The organism is Aquidulcibacter paucihalophilus (genome assembly GCA_030285985.1).
Lineage (GTDB): Bacteria > Pseudomonadota > Alphaproteobacteria > Caulobacterales > Caulobacteraceae > Brevundimonas.
The window spans coordinates 2,418,315-2,442,035 of record CP127384.1 but is presented as its reverse complement, the minus strand read 5'-3'; the positions used below and the strand labels follow the sequence as shown (position 1 = coordinate 2,442,035).

Sequence of the window (23,721 nt, the reverse complement as noted above, 5' to 3'; positions counted from 1 at the left end):
CCGTCCGGTTGTCCAGCGTCAGCCGCCCGTGAACATGGCCCGGTCCGCCTTCACCGCCTCGACGATCATCGCCGTGACCGCCCGGATGCGGGCCAGGGGCTTGAGATCCGCATGGGTCACCAGCCACAGGCTGCGGTCCAGATGGACGGCGTCCGGCAGCACGCGCCTCAGCCCGGCCTCCCGCGCTGCGATAAAATCCGGAAGGACGCACAGGCCCGCGCCGGCGAGGGCGGCCTGGAGCTGGGCGATCAGGTTGGAGCTCTGCAAGGCGACATGAATGTCGACGTCCGGCGCCTGCATATAGTCGAGCTCGGGCGCATAGAGCAGGTCGCCGATATAGCCGATGAAGCGCTGACCAGCCATGTCGGCGCGGGTCCGGATCGGCGGGCGGGCGTCGAGGTAGGCCGGCGCAGCGTAGAGGCTGAGGCCGTAGTCGGTAAGTTTGCGCGAGATCAGCCGCCCCTCGCGCGGCGCGCTCAGGGTGACGGCGATATCGGCCTCGCGCTTCGACAGGCTGAGCACGCCGGAAATGGCCACAAGCTGGATGTCCAGTCCGGGATGCCGGTCCGCCAGTTTCGCCATCAGGGGCGCGAGGACATAGCTTCCGAACCCTTCAGGCGCGCCGATCCGCACCGTGCCGGACAGGGCCTGGTCGGACTCGCCCAGCTCGCTGGCGGCGAGCAAGGTCAGGCTCTCGATCTTCTCGGCGGTCGGCATCAGCCGCTCGCCATGGGGCGTCAGGGCGTAGCCCTGGGGGCTGCGGTCGAACAGCCGGGCACCCAGTCCGTCCTCAAGCGCTGCGATGCGCCGGGCCACCGTCGTATGGTCCATCCCGACGCGCGCCGCCGCCGTCGTGAGGCGACCGGTTCGGGCGACGGCCAGAAAGGCGCGCAGGTCGTTCCAGTTGAAGTCGGCCACGATCCGCTCCTGTGCAAAAATGCACAACGATTGCGCAAATCTTGGCATCGTCAGAACAGAAAAGCCATGGCATATCGCCGTCATCCGAACGTCTCCGTTCCGAGGACACCGTCATGGCCTTCGACTCCGCCGCCTATACGCCCGCCATCCGGACCGCTATTCCGACGCCGACAGCCGCGCTGATCGATGCGTTCGACGCTCCCTGCCCGATGTGGGCGGCCGAGAACCCGGATCGCGCCCTGGCGTTGCTGTACGTGGCCCCGCGGGATTGCGCGGCCGTGGACGTCCTCGTCTCGCTGTAAGCGGAAAGCCTGCCCATGACCGCCTCACCGCCGCCGGTTCCCCAGCTGCCCGATCCGACCGTCGTGGCCGAAGCCCTGACCACCCTGATGCAGAACGCCGCCGCGGCGGTGCGCACGACCATGGTGCAGGCCGCCATGCCCCAGGCGCTGCCCTATGACCCGACGACGCTGACCCGGGCGATGATCGAGTTCAACACCGCGGTGATGATCCGGCCGGCAGCCCTGTTCGAGGCCCAGGCGAAGAACTGGAACGACTGGACCGCCCTGTGGCGCACCATGGGCGAGCGGGCCATGGGCCAGGAGACCGCCCCGGTCGCGTCCCCGGCCAAGGGCGATCGGCGCTTCTCCGATCCCGCCTGGAGTGACGAGCCGGTCTATGACTACCTGAAACAGGCCTATCTGCTGGCCGCGCACCAGCTGCAGGAATTCGTCGCCGCCGCCCCGGTCGATGACGCGACCCGCGCCCAGGTCGACTTCGCCAGCCGCCAGATGATGAACGCCCTGGCGCCGACCAACTTCCCCCACACCAATCCGCAGGTCGCCCGCCGGACGATCGAGAGCGGCGGCCTGAGCCTGATGACCGGCCTGTCGAACCTGCTGGAAGACGTCGGCAAGGGGCAGGGACTGGTCAGCCGCCGCGCGCCGAACGATTTCGAACTCGGCGTCAATGTCGCTGCCACCCCGGGCGCGGTGGTGTTCAGGAACGACCTGATGGAGCTGATCCAGTACGCGCCGACGACCGACAAGGTCTATCGCCGCCCGCTGCTGTTCGTGCCGCCGCTGGTCAACAAATACTACCTCTTCGACCTGACGCCCAAGGCCAGCTATCTGAAATGGCTGGTGGATCAGGGCCACACGGTGTTCGTCATCTCCTGGGCCAACCCGGACGAGAGCCACGCCGATACGGGCATGGACGCCTATGTGAAGGACGGCGTCATCGCGGCGCTGGACGCGGTCGGGGCCGCGACGGGCGAAGCAGACGCCGATCTGGTGTCCTACTGCCTGGGCGGCACGCTCTCGGCCATGACGCTGGCGTATCTCGCACAGACCGGTCGCGCTGATCGCATCGCCTCGGCCACCCTGATCGCGACCCTGGTCGACTTCGGCGACATGGGCGAATGGTCGGTGTTCACGAGCGAAGACGATCTGAACGCCTTCGACCGCTATCTGGATGAGAAGGGCTATGTCGAGGCGCACGACCTGACCAAGCTGTTCTCGGCGGTGCGCGCCAACGACCTGATCTGGTCGTCGGTGGTGAACCACTATCTGCTCGGCGACGAGGTTCGCGCTTCCGACCTGCTGTGGTGGTTCGACGACGGTTCGCGCATCCCGGCGCGGATGCTCAAGGAATACGGCCGCCAGATCCTTCGTGGAAACCAGCTAAAGGACGGTGGTGTCGCGATCGACGGCGTGACGCTGGACCTCAAGGCGATCGAGACGCCGGTGATGATCGTGGCGCTCAAGGACGACCATGTCTCGGCCTGGAAGAACACCTATGCCGGTCGCCACTTCTTCGGCGGACCGACGCGCTTCCTGCTGGGCGGCTCGGGCCACAATGCCGGGATGATCAATCCGCCGGCGGCCAACAAGCACGGCTACTGGGCCAATGACGAGGCCCCGGCCGACGCAGAGGCCTGGCTGGCCGGCGCCGGGCAGAAGCCCGGTTCGTGGTGGCCCGAGTGGCAGGGCTGGCTCGACGCGGCCGCGGCCGACGACAAGGTCAAGGCGCGCAAGGTCGGGTCAGGCAAGCTGAAGGCCGGCGCGGCTGCTCCGGGCGACTACGTCCGCGTCCGGCACTAGGCCTTCGCGGCATCCCCCCTGGCCGCTGCCCGCAGCAGCAGGGCGGCGGCGTAGAGGACCACGACCACGACCGCCCAGCGGAGCGGCTCGATCGGCATTTCCTTGACCACGAAGGCCGCAACCAGAACGGCGGGTATGCCGCCCAGCGCGATGCCGATGACGATCCGCAGGTCGATGCGCTCGGCGTTGATGTAGCGGAAACCGGTGGTCGGCATCAGGAAGGCGCAGGCGCTGGCCATGATCGGGAAGGCCAGGCGCGGGTCGAGGCCCAGCAGGCTGAGCAGGATCAGGGCCGGGGCGTAGAGGCCGATCCCGAAAGACATCAGCATGCCCATGATGAAATGGCCGGCGACGGCGATCCACATCAGGCGGGGTTCCAGTGCGGTGGCGGTTCCGCCGATCGGCATCAGGTCCAGATTGCTCATGGCGTAGAGCGCTGCGGCGATCAGCAGGGCGACGCCGACGATCCCCTGCACCACCCGCACGGGCGCGCGAACCATCAGCGGCGCTCCGACCACGGCCCCTGCCACCGCTGCGAGGATGCAGGACACGAGCAGCATCGGATCGACGTGCACGCCCAGCAGCACGAGGAAGACCGCCGATTGAACCATGGTCGGCAGGGCGTGGCCGACGTTCAGGGTCGCGGGGATGAAGCTGTCGGGCGTCATCTTGCGGAACCGCAGCCAGGCGGTGGTCGGTGCGAAGGAGCCGATACCCAGGGTGTCGAAGAAATTGGCGACGGCACCGAGGATGACGGACTCCGGTCCGGGCGGCCGTGTCCCGCGCTTAAGGGCCGTGCGGCCCAGCACAACGACGAAGGCCGTGGCCAGCAAGGCCAGCGCCGTGAGCAGAATTGTAAGGACCAAGGTCTTCCCCCCTTGTCGTTCGGTGCCCAACTGAGCACGATCGTATACGATACTCAATCCGGCGGCGCGCGGAGCAGGCCATGACGAGCAGTTCAACACCGGTTCCGGCGCCGATCGGCGCAGTCGAGCGGCAGGCGCGGCTGACGGGCCTTCGCAGCCGAATGGACGCGGCGGGCGTCGCGACGGTGCTGCTCGGTTCGACCTCAAGCCTGCGCTATTTCACCGGCATCGACTGGTATGCTTCCGAGCGTCTCGTGGGCGCGCTCGTCCACGCCTCCGGCGGGCTGGACTACATCACGCCGCAGTTCGAGCTGGAGAAGATCGAGGGACTGATCGGCCTGCCGGGCGAGATCCTGAGCTGGGAAGAGGATCAGAGCCCCTGGCGGCTCGTCGCCGACCGGATCGGCCCCGCCGGGCGGATGGCGGTCGATGAGCGGATGGCCCTGGCCATGTACCGCAGCCTGCGCGCCGAGATCGACGATGCCCGCCTCGCCGACGGCGCGCCGCTGATACATCCGCTGCGCAGCCGCAAGTCTCCGACCGAGATCGCCCTGATGTCCCACGCCAAGGCCATCACCATCGAGGTCCACCGCCGCGCCCATGATCAGCTTCGGGCCGGCCAGCGCGCCTCGGAGGTCGCCCGCTTCATCGACGACCAGCATCGGGCGCTGGGCGGTTCCGGCAACTCCTTCTGCATCGTCTCCTTCGGCGAGGACACCTCCCTGCCGCACGGCGGCGAAGGGGACCGGGTGCTGGCCCAGGGGGATGTGGTGCTGATCGACACCGGAACCCGGATCGATGGCTACAGCTCGGATATCACCCGCACCTATGTGTTCGGCGAAGCGAGCCCTGATGTGCGGCGCGTCTGGGAGGCCGAGAAGCGGGCGCAGGCGGCGGCCTTCGAGGCGGCCCGGCCCGGCGTGCCCTGCGAGGCGGTCGACGCAGCGGCCCGGCGGTCGCTTGAGGCCGACGGTTTCGGTCCGGGCTACAGCCTGCCGGGCCTGCCGCACCGCACCGGCCACGGCATCGGTCTCGACATCCATGAAGGCCCTTATCTGGTGAAGGGGGATGCGACACCGCTGGCGACCGGCATGTGCTTTTCCAATGAGCCGATGATCGTCGTGCCCGGGCGGTTCGGCGTGCGTCTGGAAGACCATTTCCACATGACCGACACCGGGCCGGCGTGGTTCACCCAGCCGCAGCACAGCCTCGATGAGCCGTTCGCAAACGCACCGGTCTGGTCAGCCGCCTAGGCCTCCGGCAGCTGGGCCCGCAGGTCGAACAGGGTCGCGCGGATGTGCGCGCGGGCTTCCCTCCGAACGGTTTCGGTCCGGCGGTCCAGCCAGGCCCGGAGCAGGGTCTCATGCTCATGACTGGCCCGGTCCAGTCGGCGATGCTCGCCGAGATGGACCCGCACATAGCGCTCGGAAAGCGCCAGCAGCCGGTCCACCGTTTCGATGGTGACGCCCCGACCGGACGGCCGGACCAGTGCCAGGTGGAATTCGCGATTGCGCCGGCCGACGTCGGCGAGGCCATTGCGCAGGGCAGCGTCCAGTGAGGCGAAGGCGGTCCGGGCGGCTTCCTGCGCGGTGCCGTCCGCCTGCTGCGCCCCCAGCACACAGGCGTTCGGCTCGATGCGCAGGCGCAGGTCGAAGACGTCCTCGGCGTCGGCGCGCGACAGGGGGCGGACGATGAAGCCGCGGTTGGGGTGGGAGACGACCAGCCCTTCGCTCTCCAGCCGCGCGAGGGCCTCGCGCAGGGGGATTTTGCTGACGCCCAGTTCCAGCGCGAGCGCGTCCTGTCGGATCGGCGCGTCGGCAGGCAGGCGGCCGGAGAGGATGCGCTCACGGGCCTCGGCGAAGAGCTGATCGGGCAGCAGACGCGGCGCGCGGGTCGTCATCCTCAGACCACCTGGAATCCGTGTGCGAAGACGTCCTCGTCGTCGATCCAGATCTCGTTCAGGCCCGTGGCGATGGCTGAGCCCTCGACCGAGGGAATGATGGCGGCCCGGCCGCCGACCTCGGTCTCGGCCTCGACGCGGCCGATGAAGCGGCTGCCGATGTAGCTCTCGTGGACGAAGCTCTGGCCGACCGGCAGACGGCCGGTGGCGTGCAGATGGGCCAGTCGTGACGAGGTGCCGGTGCCGCAGGGGCTGCGGTCGATGGCCTTGTCGCCGTAGAAGACGGCATTGCGGCCGTCCGCGCCTTCCCCCTTCGGCCTGTCGGCCCAGAGCAGGTGGGAGACGCCCGTGATGGTCGGGTCGAGCGGATGCACCGGGGTAAAGGCCTCGCGCACCAGCGTCCGGATGACCGGCGAAAGCTGCAGGATGCGGGCGGCGCCGAGGGCGTCGAGTCCGGCATAGGCACCCTGCGGTTCGATGATGGCGTAGAAATTTCCGCCATAGGCGACGTCAATGGTCAGGGGGCCGAAGTCGGGGACGTCGATCTCGATGCCCTGCTGCGCCAGATACGACGGCACATTGCGGATGCGGACCGAGCGCACGCGGGGGCCGTCCTGCACATAGTCCAGTTCGATCACGCCCGCCGGGACCTCGGCGATGACCTTGCCCGGGGTGCGGGGTTTGACCAGCCCGTGCTCCAGCGCAAAGGTGATGATGCCGATCGTCCCGTGCCCGCACATCGGCAGGCAGCCGCTGGTCTCGATGAACAGGATGCCGACATCGGCCTCTGGCGTCGTCGGCGGGTAGAGGAAGCCGCCACTCATCATGTCGTGGCCGCGTGGCTCGAAGCAGAGACCGGTGCGAATCCAGTCGTAGCGGGCCATGAAGTCCTGACGCCGCGCGCTCATGCTGTCGCCGGTCAGCTCGGGCCCGCCCTCGATCACAAGGCGCACGGGATTGCCGGCGGTGTGGCCGTCGATGCAGCGGAAGACGTGCCGCGCCATGGCTAGAGGACCGGGCGGGTGGCGGCGGCCTTTTCGACCATGGCGATCACCTCGGCCCTGCGGGCACCGACCAGCGGATGCCGCGGCGGGCGGACCCGTTCATGGCCGCGTCCCATGACCTGTTCGGCGATCTTGATCGACTGCACCAGGTCATGGTCGGCATCGAGGTGCAGCAGGGGCATGAACCAGCGATAGATGGCGAGCGCCTTGGCCATGTCGCCGCGCTTGAAGGCGTTCCAGAGGGCCAGCGATTCCTTCGGGAAGGCGTTGGTCAGGCCCGACACCCAACCCTGCGCGCCCAGCATCAGCCCTTCCAGCGCGACGTCGTCGAGGCCGGCGAACAGGACGTAACGGTCGCCGAACTCGTTCATCAGGTCGGTGAAGCGGCGGGTGTCCGGCGCGCTCTCCTTGAGGGCGACGATATTGGGCAGGTCCGACAGGGCATGCAGGGCCTCGAAGCCGATGCTGACCCGATAGGCCGGCGGGTTGTTGTACAGCATGATCGGCAGGGCCGTGGACTCGGCCACCGTGCGGAAATGGGCGGCGAGCTCGGCCTGGGTCGGGACATAGACCATGGCCGGCAGGACCATCAGGCCGTCGGCACCGATGGCCTCGGCATCACGGGCGAAGGCGGCGGCGCGGCGGGTGTCCAGCTCGGCGACGCCCGCGATCACGGGCACGCGCCCGGCCACCGTCTTCACCGTCGCGGCCAGCATGGCGCGCTTCTCGTCGGCGTCGAGCGAGTTGTTCTCGCCCACTGTGCCCATGACGATCAGGCCGTGCACACCGTCGCGGATCAGCCCATCCTGGACCTTCGCGGTGGAGTCGAAATCGATCGAGAAATCCGCCGCAAACTGCGTCGTGGCGGCGGGGATCACGCCCTCCCAGGAAATCGACATCGGGTCCTCGCTTCTGTCAGCTTAAGTCATTATCGTATACGATCCTGAGTTCGAGGCAACGGGAGTCCGATGCAGCCCAAGTCCTATCTTGTCATTGGCGGGGGTCTGGTCGGGGCCGCCTCGGCGCTGCGGCTGCAGGCGGCGGGCTTTGCGGTGACCTTGATCGACCCGGGCGATCCGCGCCGCGCGGCCTCATTCGGCAACATCGGCCATATCGCCGCCGAACAGGTGTCGCCGCTGGCGTCCTATGAGAGCCTGCGGACGTTTCCGGGACGGCTGTTCGGCCTCGGCGGGGCGCTGGATTTCCGCTGGCGGGACGCCGGGCTGTGGGGGCCGTGGGCGATGCGGTTCATCGCGGCCTCGCACCCGACGCGGCACGCCGCGGGGCAGGTCGCCCTGGCCGCCATCCTGTCCCATGCCCTGCCGGCCTGGCGGCGGCTGGCCGCATTTTCAGGCGCTCCGGGCATCGTCGGCCGTGACGGCCACGCGGTGGTCTGGATGTCGGACGGGGCGGCGGATAAAGGTCTCAAGGGCTGGGAGCGTGCCGCAACGGGAAGCGCCTCCTTTCAAGCGATGGGTTCTGACGACCTCGCGCCCTATGCCGCTGTGATGAGCCGTGCGCCCGTTGCCGGCATCCGCTTTTCCGGTACCGCCCAGGTCAGCGAACCCCAGGCCGCGCGCGACGCCTTGATGGCCGCGTTCAAGGCGCACGGTGGGGCGGTGCTCCATGCCCGGGTCGCGGGTCTGTCCACCGGGAAGCGCGTGGCCGCTCACCTGGACGGTGGTGCCCTCTGTGAAGCCGATGGTGCGCTGGTTGCGGCGGGGGCGTGGGCCGGTCGGCTGATGCGGAGTCTGGGTGTCGACGCCCCGGTGATCGGCGAGCGCGGCTATTCCGTGCAGAGCGCCGACCACAGCTGGGATGAGAGCCTGCCGCCGACCGTGTTCGAGGAGCATTCGATGGTGGTGTCGCGCTTTACCAGCGGCCTGCGCGCTTCCAGCTTCGTCGAGTTCGGATCGCCCGATGCACCCGGCGACCCGCGCAAATGGCGGGTGCTGGAGCAGCGGCTGGCTGACCTCGGCATCCGCTTCTCGCCCGAGCCGGACCGCTGGGTCGGGCCGCGACCGACCCTGCCCGACTATCTGCCTGCCATCGGCCGGCTGGAGCGCGACCCGCGCATCCTCTACGCCTTTGGCCACCAGCACCTCGGCCTGACGATGTCGGCGATTACCTCGGAACTGACGGCGTCACTGGCGCAGGGCGTGGAGCCCGCGATCGATCTCAAACCGTTCCGGATCGAACGGTTCAGCCGGCGCTGAGGGCGCGCGTCGGCGGGTTCTTCATGATCCCCGTTCGGCGCGATCCAGCATCCCCTCCAGGGTCGCAAGCTCATCCGCTTCCTTCGCCGGCTTGTCCCAGCGGATGCGGCTGATCCGGGGAAAGCGCATGGCCACGCCGGACTTGTGACGTTTCGAGCGTTGCAGGCCCTCGAACGCCACCTCGAGCACCAGCCCGAACTCGCGGCTCGCCTTCACGGATCGCACGGGGCCGAAACGCTCGACCGTGTTGTCGCGCACGAATTTGTCCAGCTGCTTCAGCTCCTCGTCGGTGAAGCCGAAATAGGCCTTGCCCACCGGGGTCAGGGCGTGACTGCCGTCCACATCCTCGGTCCAGACCCCGAAGGTGAAGTCTGAGTAGAAGCTGGACCGTTTGCCGTGACCCCGCTGGGCGTACATCAGCACGGCGTCGACCAGATGCGGGTCCTTCTTCCACTTCAACCACGGCCCCTTGGGCCGGCCCGCCTCATAGACGCTGTCGAGCCGCTTCAACATCAGGCCCTCCGCCGCCTCCGGATCGCCGACGGGCGGTGTCGCGCGCAGGGCCGCCAGGGCGTCCCAGGACGTGAAGGGCTGGAGCGGCGACAGGTCGATCCGGTCACCGCCGAGCGACGCAACCAGCGTCTCAAGCCGCGCCCGCCGCTCCACAAAGCTCAGCTTGCGCAGATCGACGCCGTCGGCGGCCAGCAGGTCATAGGCGCGAATGCCGGCGGGGTGCGCCGCCATGAGCCTGGCATCCGCCGTCTTGCGGTTCAGCCGCTGCTGCAGGTCTCCGAACGACCCGACCCGTCCGTCCCGCAGCACCATGAGCTCGCCGTCGATCACGCCCTCATAGGTCAGGGCCGCCAGCACGTCCGGGAAGGTCGGGGAGATGTCCTCACCGGTGCGGCTGTAGAGGCGCCTGACCCCGCTCTCGCTGACGGCCTGCACCCGGATGCCGTCCCATTTCCATTCGGCGGCATAGGCCGTCGGGTCCAGTCTCGGCATCTCCGCTTCATCGATCGGCTGGGCCAGCATGACGGGCCTGAAACGGCCGTGTGCATCGGCCGAAGGTCGCTCCGCCCGACCGTCCAGCCAGGCCAGAAGATCGGCGTAGGGCGGTGACTGGGCGTGCCAGACCTCCTGGATGTCCGGCACCTCGACGCCGCCGAAGTCCGCCGCCGCCTGCCAGGCCAGCCGCGCGGAGACACCGACGCGCAGGCCGCCGGTCACCAGTTTCAGCAGGGCCCAGCGGCCGTCTGCGTCGAGGGCATCCAGCCAGCCCTCCAGCAGCCCCTGCACCTCACCGCGTTTCGCCTGCGTCAGGCCATCGATCACCTCGGACAGGTCGGGCTCGCGGTTGGCACCGTGGCGGGCGGGCCAGATCAGGGCGACGGTCTCGGCGATGTCGCCCACATAGTCGTAGGACAGGCGGAACAGCTCGGGATCGACCCGCGCCTCGACGGCCCGGCGGATCATGGCGGGCTTCGCGGCGGTGAACGACAGGGCCCCGGTGAGGGCGGCGAGGGCCCAGCCACGAGCCGGGTCCGGCGTGTCGGCCAGATGGTCGCGGATCAGGCGGAGTTTGGCATTTCGCGAGGCCGTCAGTGACAGACGATCGAGCAGGGCGGCGAAGGCGCGCATCAGTCGTCGTCCTCATCCTCATAGCCAACCAGATGCAGGGCGCGCGCCGTCAGGCCGTTCAACTCGGCCCAGCGGCGCAGGGCGTCGTCGCGGCCATGGGTGATCCAGACCTCCTGCGGCGACAGTTCGCTCAGGGTGTCGGTCAGTTCGTCCCAGTCGGCGTGGTCCGACAGGACGAGGGGCAGCTCGACGCCGCGCTGCCGGGCGCGGGCCCGTACGCTCATCCATCCTGAGGCGAAGGCCGTGACCGGATCGGGGAAGCGCCGGCTCCAGCGATCGGCCAGGGCGGAAGGCGGGGCGATGATGATCCGCCCGGCGAAATCCGCCTTCGATCCGGTCGCCGGTGCCAGTGGCCCGAGATCGACGCCGAAATGTTCGTAGAGCCGGTTCAGCCGCTCCAGTGCGCCGTGCACATAGATCGTCTCGTCGTATCCGGCCTCACGCAACAACCGGATCACCCGCTGCGCCTTGCCCAGGGCATAGGCCCCGACCAGATGGGCGCGCTCGGGAAACTGCTGGACCGAGCGCAGCAGCCGCGCGATCTCCTGCGTATCCGGCGGATGGCGGAACACGGGCAGGCCGAAGGTCGCTTCGGTGATGAAGACATCGCTCGGCACGGGCTCGAACAGGTCGCAGGTCGGGTCGCGGCGGCGCTTGTAGTCGCCCGAGGCGGTGATGGTCAGGCCACCTTGGCGGACCGTTGCCTGCGCCGAACCCAGCACATGGCCGGCCGGGGCCAGAGACAGTTCGATGTCCCCGACCCTGATCCGTTCGCCATAGGCCAGCGGCTGGGTATGGGCGGCGAACGCCGGGCCGTAACGTTCGCCCATGATCGCCAGGGTTTCCGGCGTCGCAAGCACCGAGCCGTGTCCTGCCCGCGCGTGGTCGGCGTGGCCGTGGGTGATGACCGCCCGGTCAACCGGGCGCGGCGGATCAATGAAGAAGGCTCCGCCCGGGCACCACAGGCCGTCCGGCGTCGGGTGCAGAACCGCACTGAAGCGGCGCGAAAGGTGAGGGTCTGCGGGCAGGGGCATGGGGTTCCGGTACCAACTTGCAGAACCTTGAACGCCGCGACAATGCGACGTTTCCGTCAGGCCTGAACGGTAACCGGAAATGTCACGCCACGAGGGCCCGGGGTCGATCAGGCAGCGACGGGCATCCGCGCCACATTGCAACGGGTCCAGAGCCTGTCCATCGCCGCCACCAGATCGTCCATCATGGCGTCGGTGTGGTTGGGCGACGGGGTGAAGCGCAGCCGCTCGGTGCCCTTGGGCACGGTCGGGTAGTTGATCGGCTGGACATAGACGCCGTGCTCTTCCAGCAGCATGTCCGAGATCATCTTGGCGTGGACCGGATTGCCGACGAACACCGGCACGATGTGACTGACCGAGTCCATCACCGGGATGCCCGCGGCCCGGAAGCGGGCCTTGAGCGTGGCGGCGCGCTCCTGGTGGGCGTCGCGCAGCTCCGGATGGGCCTTGAGCCAGCGCACCGAGGCCAGGGCCCCGGCGGTCAGGGCCGGCGGCAGGCTGGTTGTGAAGATGAAGCCCGCGGCCCAGCTGCGCACCGCATCGATGATCACCGCGTCGGCCGCGATATAGCCGCCCATGACGCCGATCGCCTTGCCGAGGGTGCATTCGACGATGTCGATCCCGTCCAGCACCCCGTCGCGCTCGGCCACGCCCGCCCCGGTCGCGCCGTACAGGCCGACCGCATGGACCTCGTCGAGATAGGTCAGGGCATTGTATTGGCGAGCCAGGGCAATGGTCCCGGCCAGGTCGGCGATGTCGCCGTCCATCGAATAGACGCTCTCGAAGGCGATCAGCTTGGGCGCATCGGCCGGGGCCGCCGCCAGCAGGGCCTCGAGGTGTTCCAGATCATTGTGGGCGAAGATGTGCCGCTCGCAGCCGCCGTTGCGGATGCCGGCGATCATGGAGGCGTGGTTCAGGCTGTCGGAGAAGATGATCAGGCCCGGCAGGATCCGCTGCAGGGTGGTCAGGGTCGCCTCATTGGCCACATAGCCCGAGGTGAACAGCAGGGCCGCTTCCTTCTGGTGCCAGCTCGCCAGCTCGGCCTCCAGATCGACCGCCGACCGCGTCGTGCCCGAAATGTTGCGCGTGCCGCCGGCACCGGCACCGACCGTATCGATCTCGGTCTGCATGGCCTCCAGCACCGCCGGATGCTGGCCCATGCCCAGATAGTCGTTTGAGCACCAGACGACGACGTCCTGCTCGGTCCCGTCCTCGCGACGCCGCTTCGCCAGCGGGAACTCACCGCGCACGCGCTTGAGGTCCGCAAAGACGCGATAGCGCCCCTCGCCCTTGACCTGCTCAACAGCGGTCTGGAATGCGGCCTGGTAGTCGAACATGGGACGGACCTCGTGACGAGCCTGACCATGCCCACCCGCGAGCGTCCGGGTCACCTCCGGAAAACCCCTGAAGGCGGGAGGTCAGGGGCGCTGGGCGAGGATTGTCATACGCACGAGTTCCGACAGGCTGCGGGCCTGCATCTTGGTCATGACATTGGCGCGGTAGACCTCGACCGTCCGGGGACTGATCTCGAGATCGAAGGCGATGACCTTGTTGGCGTGGCCGGCGACCAGTCCTTCGAGCACCTGACGCTCCCGGGCCGAGAGGGTTGCGAGCCGGCTGCGCACTTCGGCGCCCTGCCCGGAGATTTCCGCAGCCTGGGTCTGTTCGGCGACCGCAAGTCGGATTGAAGCCAGCAGGGCGTCGTCATCGAAGGGCTTTTCGATGAAATCCTTCACCCCGGCGCGAACCGCCTCGATCGCCAGAGGCACGTCGGCATGGCCGGTCATGACGATGACGGGATGGCGCACGCCCATCTCGGCCAGCCGTCGCACCATCTCCAGCCCGCTCATGTCCGGCATGCGTACATCGGTGACGATGCAGCCCGGCTCCAGTTGCGCGGCGCGGGCCAGAAGAGCCGCCGCGGACTCATAGGTCCTTGAAACGAGGTTTGCCGTGTCCAGCAGGAAGGCCAGGGAATCCCGGATCGCGGCATCATCATCGACCACATGGACGACCGGCTCATTCTGCATCGCTCAGATCCTCCTCGCCTACGGCGCGTAGTGTAAAACAGAACCGGGTGCCTCCACCCGGGTTTGGCTCCATCCAGATGCGCCCGCCGTGCGCCTCGATGATGGTGCGCGAGATTGACAGGCCCACCCCCATGCCCGTCCGCTTCGTCGTTACAAAGGGCTGGAACAGCTGGCCGGCGATGTCCGGACTGATTCCGGACCCCGTATCGACCACCGACACCTGGGCGTGATCATCCTCGGCGGGATCAATCCGGACTTCGAGGACCCTCTTCGCCACGGATTCCATGGCCTCCATGGCGTTGCGTATCAGATTGAGCGTTACTTGCTGAATCTGGACCTTGTCGGCCAGGACGAAGTCGATGCCCGGGGCGAATTTGAACTGGACGCGGACGCCGTGCTCCTTGGCTCCGACGAGGGCAAGCGCGCTGGCTTCCTCGATCAGTTTGGGCAGGCTTTCAACCCGTCGTTCGGCCTCGCCGCGAGCGACAAAGTCGCGCAGGCGACGGATGATCTCGCCGGCGCGCAAAGCCTGGTCGCCGGCCTTCTCTATGGCTTCCAGCAGACGCTCGCGCGGCACCGGTTCGGTGGCCAGCAGTCGCGATGAACCTTTCAGGTAGTTGGCGATGGCGGACAGCGGCTGATTCAGTTCGTGGGCCAGGGCGGAGGCCATCTCACCCATGGCCGTGAGGCGAGACATGTGCACGAGTTCGGACTGCAGCTCCTGAAGCCTCTGCTCCGTGTCCTGCCGCTCGCTGAGGTCGCGGATGAAGCCGGTGAAGTAGCGCTGGTCCCCGGAAATCATCTCTCCGACAGACAGCTCCATGGGAAAGGTCGAGCCATCACGGCGTTCGCCGACGACGACCCGGCCGACACCGATGATGCGACGCTCGCCCGTTGTCAGATAGCGGTTGAGATAGCCGTCGTGCTGTTCCCGGTAGGAGTCGGGCATCAGCATCTTCACGTTCTTTCCGATCACCTCGTCCGCTGTCCAGCCGAACAGGCGTTCCGCTGCGACACTGAAGGACTGCATGATCCCGTGTTCGGTGATGACCACCATGGCGTCCGGTACGGTGGCGAGGATGGACTGAAGGTGCGCTTCACGGGCGAGCAGGTCGCGATTCACCGCCTCGGCGCGGGACCGCATGATCTGGAAGGCTTCCCCGCCGGCCGTGATCGCCGCCCCGATCAGCAGGAACATCAGTCCGCCGATCAGATCGCCGCCTGTCAGGCCATCGGCGCCGCCCGCGACATAGAGGCCGCCTGCCAGGCCCAGCAGGATCGCCAGCGCACCGGCCGGCGCGCCGCCGAACGCCGCCGCACCGATGACCGCCGGCATGAAGATCAGGAAGGCCATCCGCTCCTCAAGCGGCGCCGACATGATCGGGCGCTGCATGAAGCCGACGGCGGTGAGCAGGACAGCTGTCGCAATGCCGAGACGGGTATGTCTCGCCGCCAGCATCCAGTCCCGGATACGTCGGGCCTCGATCGCCTGCGGGGGGGTAGTCGTCATTCTGGCCTCCGCAACAACCCGTAGGTGATACCCCCGAATTCCACCAGCCGCATCGAGACGCTAGGTCGGCGCATGCTGCACAATGACCAGGACTGCCAGGGTTTCGCGACGCGGTCGGGAGGGCTGCCTCCGGCCTGGCGGTCGCATGCCGCACGCAGTCTTCCGCGTTACACCAGCTACCCGACCGCGGTCGCCTTCGCACCGGTCGAGGGCGACGCGGAGGTCCGGCGCTGGCTGTCGGCCATCGGGGCGGATCAGACGATCTCCGCCTATGTCCATGTGCCCTTCTGTCGGCGGCTGTGCTGGTATTGCGGTTGCCACACCAGCGTCGTCCATGACTACCAGCGGGTCGAGGCCTTCTTCGGGACCCTGATGCGCGAGGTGGACCTTTGGGCGGACGCCCTGCCGGCACACGCCGGTGCGGCCCACCTGCATTTCGGCGGCGGCAGCCCCAACGCCCTTTCGCCCGAGCATTTCCTGGCCCTCGTCCGCCGCATGGCCGACCGGTTCGCCCTGCGGCCGGGTGCCGAGGTGGCCGTCGAACTGGACCCGGGCATGCTGTCCGACGCTTTCATCGACGCGGCGGGCGAGGCGGGGGTGACCCGTGCCAGCCTTGGCGTGCAGACCTTCGACCGCGAGGTGCAGGCGCGGGTCAACCGGGTCCAGTCCTTCGACCAGGTGGCCGCCGCCACCGACCGCCTGCGCAAGGTCGGCGTCGGCGCCGTCAATTTCGACCTGATGTACGGACTCCCGGGCCAGACGCCGGAGAATGTTGCGACGTCGACCGAGGCGGCCCTGACGCTGCGGCCGGATCGCGTGGCGGTCTTCGGCTACGCCCATGTGCCCTGGATGAAGAAGCACCAGGTCATGATCGGGGAAGGCGATCTCGCGGATGGCGACGGCCGCTGGGCCCAGGCGGAGGCGGCCGATTCGGTTCTGCGGGACGCGGGCTATCTGCGGATCGGACTGGACCACTACGCCCTGCCCGGAGACCGGCTGGCGTTGGCCGCGGCTGCAGGGAAGCTGCGGCGGAATTTTCAGGGCTATACGGATGATCCGGCACCGGTGCTGGTTCCGGTCGGCCCGTCCTCGATCGGTCGGCTGGCCGCGGGCTTCATCCAGAACGCCGCGGCGACCGATGTCTGGTGCCGTGCTGTCGAGGCCGGCCGCCTGCCCGTCGCGCGGAGCCTTCCGGTGACGGCGGAGGATGAACTGCGCGCCGGGGTCATTGAACGTTTGATGTGTGACCTGACCGTCGACGTCGGCGCGGAGTGCCGGGATCGCGGGTTCGAACCTGCGGCGCTGGACGGGTCAGTGGCTGCCGCGACGGCGCTTGAGGCCGACGGGCTGTGCCGGGTCGAGGGCCGCACGGTGACCATCCCGGACGAGGCCTTCCGAATGATGCGGGTCGTCGCCGCCTGTTTCGACGCCGGTCTCGCTCCGGTCGAGCGGCGACACGCCCGGGCGGTCTGACAGGGCCGCGGCCGACATCAGGGAAACCCCTTAGGGGGCAGACCCGAATACCGGCGAACCGAACCCGGTCCTAGCTTGCGGCATCGACCGTGACTGGAGGATCGGATGCCCGCCCTACGTTATTGCGAACCCCGGGAAGCGGCCGCTCCGTCCATGGACGCCACGCCGGATTGCGCGCTCTGCGGTGCCTTCGTCAGCGCGACGACGGCGCCCCGGTCGCCGTTTGCACCCGGCGCGCTTCTCTTCCGGCAGGGTGAGCCGGTCCGGCTCGTGTACCGGATCCTGAGCGGTGCCGTGATCAGCTACCGGCTGCTGAGCGATGGCCGACGTCAGGTCACGGGCTTCCATCTGCCGGGCGACTTCCTGGGTCTCGAAGCCGGCGTCGAGCACGCGACCACGACAGAGGCGCTGAGCCGAGTCGACGCCCTGGCGATGGAGCGCACCGAGCTCGCCGGACGCGCCGTGACCGACGTGGATCTGGCAAGGGCCCTGTGGCAGGTGACCGTCCGCGCCTTCCGCCGCAGCGAGGACCACGCCCTGCTGCTCGCTCGGCAGGGTGCCACCGAGCGCGTCGCGGCCTTCCTGCTGGACTTCGCCGACCGCATGGGATGGCCGGAAATCATGGACCTGCCCATGACGCGTCAGGACATTGCCGACCATGTCGGCCTGACCATTCACACGGTCTCGCGGACCCTGTCCCAGCTCCAGGCACAGGGCATGGTCGAGGCCCGCTCATCCCGTCATGTGCGCCTGCTGCAGCGTCGCCGGCTGGAGGGCATGTGCGCGTGATGGCGACGACCGTCATCCAAGCCTCAAGGCCCGCCGTCATCCTTGTGGACGATGACCCCGCCGTGACCCATGCGATGCAATTCTCGTTCGACCTGGAGGGGCTGGACGTTCGCAGCTTCCTGGATGGCGAGAGCCTGCTGGCCGCGGACGATCTGCCGCGAAAGGGCTGTCTGATCCTGGATCACAATCTTCCGGGCATGGACGGTCTGGCGCTTCTCGAACGTCTGCGGGCGGCCGGAGTCGGCCTTCCGGCGATCCTGATAACGACCAATCCAAGAGCCGCCTTGCGAGACCGTGCGGCGGCCGCCGGCGTGCCGATCGTCGAAAAGCCGCTTCTGACCGACGCCCTGCTCACGACCGTTCGCAAGGCGCTGGCGCGACAGGGCTGAGAGACGCCTTCAGGTCGCAGGGCTGAGGGCGGTCCGCGACTTCAGCATCCAGGCGCCTGTTCCGGATACCGCCAGGGCGGCGACCAGCAGGGCCACGGCGGCCACGCAGCGTACGCAATGGCCCAGGGTCGGCCCGCACATCGGCCCCGTGAAAGCCATGTGATCAACAGCCAGCAGTCCGGCGATCGCCGCCGCACCCCCCAAGGCAAGGCCGAGCACGACAAGGGCGGCGCCCAGAATTTGCCGGTCCTGAATGTCCTGAATTCGCATCTTGAATCTCCTCAAACGCACAAGACCCGCATTTTGCGTCGCGGGCTTTGCGCCAGCGCAAGGCGCGAGTCGCGAACGCCGGGCACGGAGAGATCCTCTGATCGAGGGGTCTATCCGAATGCCGTCCATAGCAAAGCCCGACGCCGACACGCCGTCAGACGTCGTCGCCCTGTTTCTGTTTCTCGGCGTAGCCGCGGTCCTGGCGCTGTTTGCGACCGGCATGACCGACGACGCAGCGTTCCGGTTTCATGGATACATCCTGATGGCCGCCTCGGTTCTGGCCCTCAGCGCCCTGACCATCGGCTTCGCCCACGGGAAGTTCCGCGCTGACCCCAACCGCTACCAGGACGGCGTGATTCGCGCGGGCGTGATCGCCACCATGTTCTGGGGCGTCATCGGCATGACGGTCGGCGTCTTCATCGCCGCCCAGCTGTCGTGGCCCGAGATCTTCTACTTCCCTGAGCACGGCTGGCTGAACTTCGGCCGATTGCGGCCCCTGCATACCTCGGGTGTGATATTCGCCTTTGGCGGCAACGCCCTGATCTGCACCTCCTTCTGGGTGGTGCAGCGCACCTGCAAGGCGCGGCTGGCCGGCGGGATCTGGCCCTGGTTCGTGTTCTGGGGCTACCAGCTGTTCATCGTCCTGGCCGCGACGGGCTATGTCTCGGGCATCACCCAGTCGCGCGAGTACGCCGAGCCCGAATGGTACGTCGATATCTGGCTGACCATCGTCTGGGTCGCCTATCTGCTGGTCTTCCTCGGCACGATCTGGAAGCGCAAGGAACCCCACATCTACGTGGCCAACTGGTTCTACCTGGCCTTCATCGTCACCGTCGCCCTGCTGCACCTGGTCAACAACGCCGCGGTGCCGGTGGGCCTGCTGGAAGCGCGCAGCTATTCGGCCTTCGGCGGGGTGCAGGATGCGCTGGTCCAGTGGTGGTACGGTCACAACGCCGTGGGCTTCTTCCTGACCGCCGGCTTCCTGGCGATCATGTACTATTTCGTGCCGAAGCGGGTTGAGCGGCCGGTCTATTCCTACCGTCTGTCGATCGTCCACTTCTGGTCGCTGATCTTCATCTACATCTGGGCCGGTCCGCACCATCTGCACTACACGGCCCTCCCGCAGTGGGCGCAGACGCTCGGCATGACGTTCTCGATCATGCTGTGGATGCCGTCCTGGGGCGGGATGATCAACGGCCTGATGACCCTGTCGGGGGCGTGGGACAAGCTGCGGACCGACCCGGTCGTTCGCATGATGGTGGTGGCCATCGCCTTCTACGGCATGTCGACCTTCGAAGGCCCGCTGATGTCCATCCGGACGGTCAACGCCCTGTCGCACTACACCGACTGGACCATCGGCCACGTCCACTCCGGTGCCCTCGGCTGGGTCGGCTTCATCAGCTTTGGGGCCATCTACTGCCTGGTGCCCTGGCTGTGGAAGAAGGAGCGGCTGTATTCGAACGCCCTCGTCGAGTGGCATTTCTGGATCGCGACGACCGGCATCGTTCTCTACATCACCGCGATGTGGGTCTCCGGCATCATGGAAGGCCTGATGTGGCGCGAATACACGCCCGACGGCTTCCTCGCGAACAGCTTCATCGAGACCGTGTCCGCCAAACACATCCAGAACGTCATCCGCACAGTCGGCGGCCTGATGTTCCTGAGCGGCACGCTCATCATGTCCTACAACCTGTGGCGAACGATCCGCATGCCGTCCGTGCCGAACAGCTCGGCCCTACCGGCGACGACGATCCAGCCGCAACTCCTGCCGGCCGAGTGAGGATCAGATCATGTGGAAGCAGCATCACAGGTTCGAGCGCCATTCGCTCGTTCTCGTCCTCGGCATCATCGGGGTGGTGTCTATCGGCGGCATCGTCGAGATCGCCCCCCTGTTCTGGGTCGAGAGCACGATCGAGGAGGTCGAGGGCGTGCGTCCCTACACCCCGCTCGAGCTGGCCGGGCGCGACATCTATATCGGCGAGGGTTGCTACGGCTGCCACTCGCAGATGGTCCGCCCCCTTCGTGACGAGGTCGAGCGCTATGGCCACTACAGCCTTGCCGCCGAGAGTATGTACGACCACCCGTTCCAGTGGGGATCGAAGCGGACGGGGCCCGACCTGGCCCGTGTCGGCGGCAAATACTCGAACGACTGGCACGTCGAGCACCTGACAGACCCCCGCTCGGTGGTGCCAGAGTCCAACATGCCTCCCTACCGCTTCCTCGCGGACCAGGATCTCGACCAGCATGCCATCCAGGCCAAGCTGAGGACCATGGTAGCGGTCGGCGTTCCCTATACCGCGGACCAGATCGAGAATGCCGCGGCGGACCTGAACGCCCAGGTTGATCCCTTCGCCAGCGCGACCTCGGACCTTCGCAGCCGATACGGCCCGCGGATCGCCCAGGGCGACTTCGACGGCAACCCCGACCGGCTGACCAAGATGGACGCGCTGATCGCCTATCTGCAGCAGCTCGGCACCCAGGTCGACTTCCGCACCTACCAGGCTGAAGACCCGGAGAACATGCGATGAGCGGCCTCGACTACGAAACCGTGGCGAAGTTCGCCCAGCAGGGCGGCACCCTCTACTTCGGCGCCGTCTTCATCGCCGGTGTCGTCTACGCGCTGTGGCCGAAAAACCGCGAGGCGTTCAAGCGCCTTTCACATCTTCCGCTCGAAAACGACGAGGACGAGCATGTCTGAACCCGAGCGCGACGAACATTCCGGCGTCGAGACGACCGGGCATGTCTGGGACGGTATCCGCGAGCTGGACAACCCGCTCCCGCGCTGGTGGCTGTGGATCTTCTACGGCTGTATCGTGGTGGCCATCGTCTACTGGGTGCTGATGCCCGCCTGGCCTGGTCTGAACGGCTATACGCCCGGCATTCTAAAACAGTCGGACCGCGCCGCCGTGGCTCAGGACCTGCAGGCGCTGCAGGCCCAGCGCGGCCGCGGTGAGGCGATGCTGGCCACGGCCAGCCTGCAGCAGATCGAGGCGGATCCGGCTCTCCAGGCGCATGCGCTTTCGGTCGGGCAATCGGTCTTCGGCGACAACTGCGCCACCTGCCACGGTGCCGGGGGTGGCGGGAACCGCGGCTATCCCAACCTGCGCGACGACGTCTGGCTGTGGGGCGGCGCACTCGAGGAGATCGAGCACACCCTGCGCGTCGGTGTCCGCTCGGCCCATCCCGAGACCCGTACCTCGCAGATGCCGGCCTTCGGTCGTGAGAACATGCTCACAGCCGCCCAGGTGTCCGACCTGACCGAATACGTCGTGAGGCTTTCGGGCCGTCCCGCGAACGCCGCGGCGGTGGGCCGTGCGCAGCAGCTCTATGCTGATAACTGCGCAGCCTGTCATACGCCGACCGGCGTCGGCGATCGTGCGGTCGGGGCGCCCAACCTGACGGATCGGGAGTGGCTCTACGGGTCCGACCGCGAGTCCATCCGCGGCCAGATTCACAACGGCCGCAACGGCGTCATGCCGACCTGGGAGGGCCGCTTCTCGCCCGGCGTCATCAAGGCGCTCGCCGTCTACATCCACGTCAACGCCGGGGGCGGCGAGGCGTCCGGAGCCGTCACAGTCGCGCCATGACCATCATCATCGACCGTAGCCGCGATCGCTCCAAGGCGACCGGACCGGTCTCGATCGCCGAAAAGCAGCGGGAAAAGGACCGCCCGCAAGGTCTCTACAAGGCGCGCGTGCCGATCTATCCCAAACTGGTCCATGGCCAGTGGCGGTGGATCAAATGGGCGCTGCTGATCGTCATGCTGGCGATCTATTACATCACCCCGTGGATCCGCTGGGACCGGCCGGGCGCGCTGCCGGACCAGGCGGTTCTCGTCGATTTCGACGGCGGCCGGTTCTACTTCTTCATGATCCAGCTGTGGCCGCAGGAGGTGTATTTCATCACCGGCCTGCTGGTGCTTTCCGCGCTGGCCCTGTTCCTTGTGACGTCGCTGTTCGGCCGGCTCTGGTGCGGCTACGCCTGTCCCCAGACGGTGTGGACCGATCTCTATATCTACGTCGAACGGATGTTCGAGGGCGACCGCAATGCGCGGATGCGTCTCGACGCAGCGCCGACGTCATTCAACAAGCTCTGGCGCAAGGCGGGCAAGCACGCGGTCTGGATCGGCGTCGCCTTTGGCACCGGCGGCGCGTGGATCTTCTATTTCCATGATGCGCCCCAGCTGATCCGCACCTTCTGGGTCGGGACGGCGCCGATGACGGCCTATGTCTCCTGCGCCATCCTGACCTTCACCACCTATGTCTTCGCCGGCCACATGCGCGAGCAGGTCTGCACCTATATGTGCCCGTGGCCGCGCATCCAGGGCGCGATGCTGGACGATCAGTCCTTCCAGGTCACCTATCGCTACGACCGCGGCGAGCCGCGCGGGCCGCACAAGAAGACGGAGTCCTGGGAAGGCCGGGGCGACTGTATCGACTGCAACCAGTGTGTTGTGGTCTGCCCGATGGGCATCGACATTCGCGACGGAGCCCAGCTGGAATGCATCAACTGCGGCCTGTGCATCGACGCCTGCAACGAGGTCATGGAAAAGGTCGGCCGCCCGCGCGGGCTGATCGCCTATGACACCGATTCAGCCGTGGCCGCGCGAAGCTGTGGTCAGAAGCCGCAACACCGCATGATCCGACCGCGGACGCTGTACTACGGCGTCGCCCTGCTCATCGTCAGTGGGCTGATGATCTGGGGCTTCAGCACCCGCAAGACGCTCGACGTCCATGCCCTGCGCGACCGGAATCCGGCGTCCGTGCGGCTCCACGACGGGGCCGTCCGCAACGGTTACACCCTGAAGATCGCCAACCACGGCTTTGAAGCGGCGACCGTGGAAGTCCGTTACGACGGCGTTCCCGGCGCGACCCTGAGGAGTCCCGGGCGGCCGGCGTCTGATCCGCTGACCCTGCGGGTCGACCCGAACCGGGTGACGTCGGTCCGGGTGTTCGTCACCGCCCCCGCGTCCGATGTCGCCGAAGGCAGCCGGCCTGCGTCTTTCGATGTCCGCTCGGGCGATGAGCGGCAGACGGTCCGGACGGCCTTTGAGTATGGAGAACTCCGCTGATGACCGCGTCCTCGTCTCCGCCGCGCGTTCCGTTCACGGTCAAGGGCTGGCACGTCGCGGCCGGCGTGGTGGCCTTTTTCGCCATCGTGATCGGGGTCGATGGGGTCTTCCTTACCCTGGCCTATCGCACCCACCCGGGGCAGGTCGCGGCGCGGCCCTATGAGGCGGGCCTGATCTACAACGCGGAGCTTGAGCGCCAGCGGGCGCAGGAGGGCCTGGGCTGGCGCGCGGCGGTCGAGGCCCGGGCGGATGGCGTGGCGGTCCTGCTTCAGGATCGCGACGGCAAACCGTTGAGCGGCCTCAGGGTCACGGCCACCCTGTTGCGACCGGCAACCGAACAGGGACGCACGGTCGTGACCCTGACGGAAGCCGGTCCGGGCCAGTACGTCGGTGCCAGGCCCGGCCTGTCCGGCGCGTGGGACGCCCGTGTCGAAGCCCTGGGCTCCGGCCCCTCGTTTGTCGCAGAGCGGAGGCTGACGTGGCCGTGACCTTCGAGGCGGCCAGCCAGCCC

Annotated in this window: 24 protein-coding genes; 13 read left to right on the top strand and 11 right to left on the bottom strand. The window is 67.7% G+C overall.

From position 1 onward, the window contains the following. Nucleotides 1–18 precede the first annotated feature (18 nt). Nucleotides 19–918, bottom strand: coding sequence for a LysR family transcriptional regulator (locus KB221_11955; GenBank protein WIY68792.1), 900 nt, complete (start codon nucleotides 916–918; stop codon nucleotides 19–21). Nucleotides 919–1,031: 113 nt separating this feature from the next. Here KB221_11955 and KB221_11950 point away from each other — a divergent pair, with 113 nt between their 5' ends. Together KB221_11950 and phaC are read left to right on the top strand one after the other, a co-directional pair. Next, nucleotides 1,032–1,220: a hypothetical protein gene (locus KB221_11950; GenBank protein ID WIY68791.1), complete on the top strand. Its 189-nt coding sequence runs from the start codon at nucleotides 1,032–1,034 to the stop codon at nucleotides 1,218–1,220. Between the two features lie 15 nt (nucleotides 1,221–1,235). Further along, nucleotides 1,236–3,020, top strand: a complete 1,785-nt coding sequence (gene phaC, locus KB221_11945; protein ID WIY68790.1) for a class I poly(R)-hydroxyalkanoic acid synthase — start codon at nucleotides 1,236–1,238, stop codon at nucleotides 3,018–3,020. Here phaC and KB221_11940 read toward each other — a convergent pair. Next, nucleotides 3,017–3,886: a TSUP family transporter gene (locus tag KB221_11940; protein WIY68789.1), complete on the bottom strand. Its 870-nt coding sequence runs from the start codon at nucleotides 3,884–3,886 to the stop codon at nucleotides 3,017–3,019. The two genes, phaC and KB221_11940, sit on opposite strands and share 4 nt — an antisense overlap. Nucleotides 3,887–3,966: 80 nt before the next feature. Between KB221_11940 and KB221_11935 the strand changes: the two genes are divergently transcribed. Further along, the gene (locus KB221_11935) at nucleotides 3,967–5,139 is read left to right on the top strand and encodes a Xaa-Pro peptidase family protein (GenBank protein WIY68788.1); all 1,173 of its coding nucleotides are present in this window, start codon (nucleotides 3,967–3,969) and stop codon (nucleotides 5,137–5,139) included. Here the strand turns inward: KB221_11935 and KB221_11930 are convergent. Genes KB221_11930 through KB221_11920 form a run of 3 tightly spaced genes read right to left on the bottom strand, consistent with a single transcriptional unit; the run spans nucleotide 5,136 to nucleotide 7,689 of the window. Further along, on the bottom strand, nucleotides 5,136–5,786 hold the full coding sequence (locus tag KB221_11930; protein ID WIY68787.1) for a GntR family transcriptional regulator: 651 nt from the start codon (nucleotides 5,784–5,786) through the stop codon (nucleotides 5,136–5,138). The two genes, KB221_11935 and KB221_11930, sit on opposite strands and share 4 nt — an antisense overlap. Before the next feature lie 2 nt (nucleotides 5,787–5,788). Further along, nucleotides 5,789–6,790: a 4-hydroxyproline epimerase gene (locus KB221_11925; protein ID WIY68786.1), complete on the bottom strand. Its 1,002-nt coding sequence runs from the start codon at nucleotides 6,788–6,790 to the stop codon at nucleotides 5,789–5,791. Between the two features lie 2 nt (nucleotides 6,791–6,792). Then, on the bottom strand, nucleotides 6,793–7,689 hold the full coding sequence (locus KB221_11920; protein ID WIY68785.1) for a dihydrodipicolinate synthase family protein: 897 nt from the start codon (nucleotides 7,687–7,689) through the stop codon (nucleotides 6,793–6,795). Nucleotides 7,690–7,758: 69 nt separating this feature from the next. Between KB221_11920 and KB221_11915 the strand changes: the two genes are divergently transcribed. After that, nucleotides 7,759–9,006: an FAD-binding oxidoreductase gene (locus tag KB221_11915; protein WIY68784.1), complete on the top strand. Its 1,248-nt coding sequence runs from the start codon at nucleotides 7,759–7,761 to the stop codon at nucleotides 9,004–9,006. Nucleotides 9,007–9,027: 21 nt separating this feature from the next. Here KB221_11915 and KB221_11910 read toward each other — a convergent pair whose 3' ends face one another. The 5 genes from KB221_11910 to KB221_11890 all read right to left on the bottom strand — a co-directional run bounded on the left by KB221_11910 (nucleotide 9,028) and on the right by KB221_11890 (nucleotide 15,218). Then, nucleotides 9,028–10,647, bottom strand: a complete 1,620-nt coding sequence (locus KB221_11910; protein ID WIY68783.1) for a cisplatin damage response ATP-dependent DNA ligase — start codon at nucleotides 10,645–10,647, stop codon at nucleotides 9,028–9,030. Further along, the gene (locus KB221_11905) at nucleotides 10,647–11,681 is read right to left on the bottom strand and encodes a ligase-associated DNA damage response exonuclease (GenBank protein WIY68782.1); all 1,035 of its coding nucleotides are present in this window, start codon (nucleotides 11,679–11,681) and stop codon (nucleotides 10,647–10,649) included. Before KB221_11905 ends, KB221_11910 begins: the two co-directional genes overlap by 1 nt. A gap of 107 nt (nucleotides 11,682–11,788) precedes the next feature. Beyond that, a complete protein-coding gene (gene hemA, locus KB221_11900) occupies nucleotides 11,789–13,015 on the bottom strand; it encodes a 5-aminolevulinate synthase (protein ID WIY68781.1) in 1,227 nt (408 codons plus the stop codon). An 81-nt stretch (nucleotides 13,016–13,096) separates the two neighbouring features. Then, nucleotides 13,097–13,708, bottom strand: a complete 612-nt coding sequence (fixJ, locus tag KB221_11895; protein ID WIY68780.1) for a response regulator FixJ — start codon at nucleotides 13,706–13,708, stop codon at nucleotides 13,097–13,099. Further along, entirely contained in the window at nucleotides 13,698–15,218 is a 1,521-nt protein-coding gene (locus KB221_11890) for a PAS domain S-box protein (protein ID WIY68779.1), read from the bottom strand. The genes fixJ and KB221_11890 overlap by 11 nt, the downstream gene beginning before the upstream one ends. A gap of 72 nt (nucleotides 15,219–15,290) precedes the next feature. Here KB221_11890 and hemN point away from each other — a divergent pair, with 72 nt between their 5' ends. From hemN to KB221_11875, 3 genes are all read left to right on the top strand, one after another. Continuing rightward, nucleotides 15,291–16,691 carry an oxygen-independent coproporphyrinogen III oxidase gene (gene hemN / locus KB221_11885; GenBank protein WIY68778.1) on the top strand — a complete coding sequence of 467 codons (1,401 nt, stop codon included), beginning with the start codon at nucleotides 15,291–15,293 and terminating at the stop codon, nucleotides 16,689–16,691. A gap of 105 nt (nucleotides 16,692–16,796) precedes the next feature. Further along, nucleotides 16,797–17,480: a helix-turn-helix domain-containing protein gene (locus KB221_11880; GenBank protein ID WIY68777.1), complete on the top strand. Its 684-nt coding sequence runs from the start codon at nucleotides 16,797–16,799 to the stop codon at nucleotides 17,478–17,480. Beyond that, complete coding sequence (locus KB221_11875; protein ID WIY68776.1) at nucleotides 17,480–17,869, top strand: response regulator; 390 nt, start codon at nucleotides 17,480–17,482, stop codon at nucleotides 17,867–17,869. Before KB221_11880 ends, KB221_11875 begins: the two co-directional genes overlap by 1 nt. Nucleotides 17,870–17,878: 9 nt before the next feature. Here KB221_11875 and KB221_11870 read toward each other — a convergent pair whose 3' ends face one another. Further along, nucleotides 17,879–18,139 (bottom strand): hypothetical protein, encoded by a 261-nt coding sequence (locus KB221_11870; GenBank protein ID WIY68775.1) that lies wholly within the window; start codon nucleotides 18,137–18,139, stop codon nucleotides 17,879–17,881. A gap of 220 nt (nucleotides 18,140–18,359) precedes the next feature. Between KB221_11870 and ccoN the strand changes: the two genes are divergently transcribed. The 6 genes from ccoN to KB221_11840 are packed head-to-tail and all read left to right on the top strand — an operon-like array spanning nucleotide 18,360 to nucleotide 23,698. Beyond that, entirely contained in the window at nucleotides 18,360–19,919 is a 1,560-nt protein-coding gene (ccoN, locus tag KB221_11865) for a cytochrome-c oxidase, cbb3-type subunit I (protein WIY70919.1), read from the top strand. 10 nt (nucleotides 19,920–19,929) lie between these two features. Beyond that, nucleotides 19,930–20,667, top strand: a complete 738-nt coding sequence (ccoO, locus tag KB221_11860) for a cytochrome-c oxidase, cbb3-type subunit II (protein ID WIY68774.1) — start codon at nucleotides 19,930–19,932, stop codon at nucleotides 20,665–20,667. Further along, on the top strand, nucleotides 20,664–20,837 hold the full coding sequence (locus tag KB221_11855) for a cbb3-type cytochrome c oxidase subunit 3 (GenBank protein ID WIY68773.1): 174 nt from the start codon (nucleotides 20,664–20,666) through the stop codon (nucleotides 20,835–20,837). Before ccoO ends, KB221_11855 begins: the two co-directional genes overlap by 4 nt. Beyond that, nucleotides 20,830–21,726 carry a cytochrome-c oxidase, cbb3-type subunit III gene (gene ccoP, locus KB221_11850; GenBank protein ID WIY68772.1) on the top strand — a complete coding sequence of 299 codons (897 nt, stop codon included), beginning with the start codon at nucleotides 20,830–20,832 and terminating at the stop codon, nucleotides 21,724–21,726. The genes KB221_11855 and ccoP overlap by 8 nt, the downstream gene beginning before the upstream one ends. Beyond that, nucleotides 21,723–23,210 (top strand): cytochrome c oxidase accessory protein CcoG, encoded by a 1,488-nt coding sequence (ccoG, locus tag KB221_11845; GenBank protein ID WIY68771.1) that lies wholly within the window; start codon nucleotides 21,723–21,725, stop codon nucleotides 23,208–23,210. Before ccoP ends, ccoG begins: the two co-directional genes overlap by 4 nt. Then, a complete protein-coding gene (locus KB221_11840; protein ID WIY68770.1) occupies nucleotides 23,210–23,698 on the top strand; it encodes a FixH family protein in 489 nt (162 codons plus the stop codon). The genes ccoG and KB221_11840 overlap by 1 nt, the downstream gene beginning before the upstream one ends. Nucleotides 23,699–23,721: the final 23 nt, after the last annotated feature.

Bases quoted from the DNA above. Each gene is read 5' to 3' on its own strand.
- KB221_11920 (WIY68785.1), bottom strand. From the start codon at position 7,689: ATGTCGATTTCCTGGGAGGGCGTGATCCCCGCCGCCACGACGCAGTTT.
- KB221_11905 (WIY68782.1), bottom strand. From the start codon at position 11,681: ATGCCCCTGCCCGCAGACCCTCACCTTTCGCGCCGCTTCAGTGCGGTT.
- KB221_11935 (WIY68788.1), top strand. From the start codon at position 3,967: ATGACGAGCAGTTCAACACCGGTTCCGGCGCCGATCGGCGCAGTCGAG.
- KB221_11910 (WIY68783.1), bottom strand. From the start codon at position 10,647: ATGCGCGCCTTCGCCGCCCTGCTCGATCGTCTGTCACTGACGGCCTCG.
- ccoN (WIY70919.1), top strand. From the start codon at position 18,360: ATGACCGACGACGCAGCGTTCCGGTTTCATGGATACATCCTGATGGCC.
- KB221_11880 (WIY68777.1), top strand. From the start codon at position 16,797: ATGCCCGCCCTACGTTATTGCGAACCCCGGGAAGCGGCCGCTCCGTCC.
- KB221_11870 (WIY68775.1), bottom strand. From the start codon at position 18,139: ATGCGAATTCAGGACATTCAGGACCGGCAAATTCTGGGCGCCGCCCTT.
- KB221_11840 (WIY68770.1), top strand. From the start codon at position 23,210: ATGACCGCGTCCTCGTCTCCGCCGCGCGTTCCGTTCACGGTCAAGGGC.
- fixJ (WIY68780.1), bottom strand. From the start codon at position 13,708: ATGCAGAATGAGCCGGTCGTCCATGTGGTCGATGATGATGCCGCGATC.
- KB221_11915 (WIY68784.1), top strand. From the start codon at position 7,759: ATGCAGCCCAAGTCCTATCTTGTCATTGGCGGGGGTCTGGTCGGGGCC.
- KB221_11875 (WIY68776.1), top strand. From the start codon at position 17,480: ATGGCGACGACCGTCATCCAAGCCTCAAGGCCCGCCGTCATCCTTGTG.
- phaC (WIY68790.1), top strand. From the start codon at position 1,236: ATGACCGCCTCACCGCCGCCGGTTCCCCAGCTGCCCGATCCGACCGTC.
- ccoP (WIY68772.1), top strand. From the start codon at position 20,830: ATGTCTGAACCCGAGCGCGACGAACATTCCGGCGTCGAGACGACCGGG.
- ccoG (WIY68771.1), top strand. From the start codon at position 21,723: ATGACCATCATCATCGACCGTAGCCGCGATCGCTCCAAGGCGACCGGA.
- KB221_11855 (WIY68773.1), top strand. From the start codon at position 20,664: ATGAGCGGCCTCGACTACGAAACCGTGGCGAAGTTCGCCCAGCAGGGC.
- KB221_11930 (WIY68787.1), bottom strand. From the start codon at position 5,786: ATGACGACCCGCGCGCCGCGTCTGCTGCCCGATCAGCTCTTCGCCGAG.
- hemA (WIY68781.1), bottom strand. From the start codon at position 13,015: ATGTTCGACTACCAGGCCGCATTCCAGACCGCTGTTGAGCAGGTCAAG.
- ccoO (WIY68774.1), top strand. From the start codon at position 19,930: ATGTGGAAGCAGCATCACAGGTTCGAGCGCCATTCGCTCGTTCTCGTC.
- hemN (WIY68778.1), top strand. From the start codon at position 15,291: ATGCTGCACAATGACCAGGACTGCCAGGGTTTCGCGACGCGGTCGGGA.
- KB221_11950 (WIY68791.1), top strand. From the start codon at position 1,032: ATGGCCTTCGACTCCGCCGCCTATACGCCCGCCATCCGGACCGCTATT.
- KB221_11925 (WIY68786.1), bottom strand. From the start codon at position 6,790: ATGGCGCGGCACGTCTTCCGCTGCATCGACGGCCACACCGCCGGCAAT.
- KB221_11890 (WIY68779.1), bottom strand. From the start codon at position 15,218: ATGACGACTACCCCCCCGCAGGCGATCGAGGCCCGACGTATCCGGGAC.